A 2,197-nucleotide genomic window follows, 5' to 3' on the forward strand; every position below is an offset into this window, starting at 1 on the left:
ATGCGCATCGAGCCGCTGCCACTTCTGTTAGCCGGGTCGTTCAGGAGGGCATCAACATCCCTCGGGTCCAACTGTCAAGCCGCGATCTTCACGCCAAAGATCGCGCCGCGTTTGTTCTTTCCAAAACCCGCTGGTCCAGCACCATCCCGCCAGTCCCGGAGGACGGCGGGGAGAAACTGAGATCAACATAGACACCCGACGGTCACGGCGTCAGACGGACGAGGGCACAGAGCACGCCGATGACACGATCCTCTCCAGGTGAGACCCGCCGCGTCCGCTGTCTGCTCGACGGTCTCGAATGGGTTGGTTCCAAGGACTCCGCGTCCCTCGAACTCCGGCGCATCCACCCCGACGTCGCTCGGTGGAGACACGACCGACCGCGTCCAGCGCTATCCGCCGCCAGGCGTCGTGACATCATGCGTAGCCGCCCTCGGGGGGCCTACAACTCCGTAACGATCGCCGCGCCAGCGAGGCTGGTTGTACCGCAGACCACGCTGCATACGCAGTGTAATAAGGCATGCATTCCTCTCCACGAAGAGTAGCGAACGCCGAAGATCCCAGGAATTCGGTTCCGATCGGTAATTGCGCTGGTCAGCGGCCTCATACTGATGGTATTACGGGCTGCCGGCTTTCCGACCGTCGCAGAACCGGTGGATGAGCGCTTCCCCCGGAGATAGTGTGGCGTGGTCGCACCGTACGGGAGTCGTCCGTCCACAAGACGGCCGATCCGGCGCGCGGCAAAGACGATTGATCCACCCTGATCCGTCATCTTCGGCGACAGGAATGGGCATGGGCATGGGTGAGCTACAGGTAAAGCCGTGGCGCCGGCGTGGGCAGGACCGGCTTTACGTGAACCTTCCGGACGGGCAGAGCGCCGCCTGGTTCGATCTGCGGACCCATCAGCTCAACATCCTGCTCGACGTCAATCGGGACGAAGTGGTCGACGCCCTCGCCCCCTACCTGGCGCAAAGGCCGGCGCCCCCGGCCGACCCACTGCCGTCGCCCGCCATGCCGCCGCCACCGCCGCCCGTACCGACGTCGGCACCGCTGGCCGGATGGACGCCGGAAGTATCTACGCGGCCAGGGTGGACGACGAGCGGCCCGGTTGGTGCAGCGCCCCATCCCGCGGACGACCTCGCCGGCAACCCGCCCGGCGCGACGATCCGCGCGAAGATCGAAGAGCTGACGCCGGGTTTCTGGCGCGCCCTGCTCAACCGTCTGTTTCGCCGGCCGTCGGAGATCGACGGGTGGCGCAAGGGACTGGTCGGAGAGGAGGCGGTGGGAGCGGAACTGGAGCGGCTCACCGGCCGGGGTTGGCGGGTAGTGCATTCGATACCGCTGCCCCGGAACGTCGACATCGATCATCTTCTGATCGGCCCGGGCGGGGTGTTCACCTTCAACACGAAGAACCACGCCGGCGCCAAGATCTGGGTCGGCGACCAGATGGTGAAGGTGGGCGGTCAACTGTATCCGTACGTGCGAAAGGCCGAGGCCGAGGCCAAGCGGGCTTCGGCGGTGCTGAGTCAGACCTGCGGATTCGCGGTGGAGGCCAAGGCGGTGCTGGCATTCGTCCAGCCGGCGAACCTGACCGTGGCGCGCCCGCGTGGCGATGCCCATGCCATCCACGTCCGGGCCATCCGGCACGACGAGATCGCCACCTTCGGCGATCTTTCGGCGGCGTGGCAGCCAGCCCACGTCGAGCGGATCTATGCCGCGGCGCGAGACCGGCGTAACTGGCTGAACGCCTGACGGGGCCACAGGTCCGGACAGCCGGACAAGCCGACGGCTGGCCGAACCGCCAGGTCAGGAACCTCCACGGCCATGATGACCGGTGTCCCACCCAGACGCGGCGGCGCCGGATCGCCGTCGTCCTCGTCCTCGTCCTCGTCCTTGACGGCTATCCGGACCCCGCCGACCACAAGGTCGGTGTGTACGATTTTGCCGGTTTCATCGATCTATATCCCTACTCCGGCCGGTCGGCCTTTGGTCCACCTACTCGCCGGGCAGTTCCGCCGCGATCAGATCGGTATGGACGAAATCCTCGCCCTTGAACAGCAGCGGTTCCCGCCGTTGCGCCGCGAGCGCGTAGGCGAAACAGTCACCGAAGTTCAGCCGGGCAGAGCTACCACTACCCCGGCCGAAGTCCCGGTACGCTTGCCTGGCAAGGACCGCATGCTCCCCGGTGACCGCTACAACA

Annotated in this window: 2 protein-coding genes and 1 pseudogene; 2 read left to right on the forward strand and 1 reads right to left on the reverse strand. The window is 66.2% G+C overall.

Annotated features, from left to right (window positions below):
• The coding region (locus U9980_RS12590; RefSeq protein WP_322768073.1) for a hypothetical protein at positions 1-191 on the forward strand (191 nt) is incomplete at its 5' end.
• A gap of 604 nt (positions 192-795) precedes the next feature.
• Positions 796-1,749 carry a nuclease-related domain-containing protein gene (locus U9980_RS12595; protein ID WP_416210255.1) on the forward strand — a complete coding sequence of 318 codons (954 nt, stop codon included), beginning with the start codon at positions 796-798 and terminating at the stop codon, positions 1,747-1,749.
• 243 nt (positions 1,750-1,992) lie between these two features.
• On the opposite strand, the pseudogene U9980_RS12600 reads toward U9980_RS12595, so the two are convergent.
• Positions 1,993-2,197 (reverse strand): annotated as a pseudogene (locus U9980_RS12600) (type II toxin-antitoxin system VapC family toxin); the annotation flags it as partial.

The sequence above is a fragment of the Protofrankia sp. Cr1 genome (assembly GCF_963555865.1).
Lineage (GTDB): Bacteria > Actinomycetota > Actinomycetes > Frankiales > Frankiaceae > Protofrankia.

Coding starts and splice junctions, on each gene's coding strand:
- U9980_RS12595 (WP_416210255.1), top strand. CDS start 796: ATGGGTGAGCTACAGGTAAAGCCGTGGCGCCGGCGTGGGCAGGACCGG.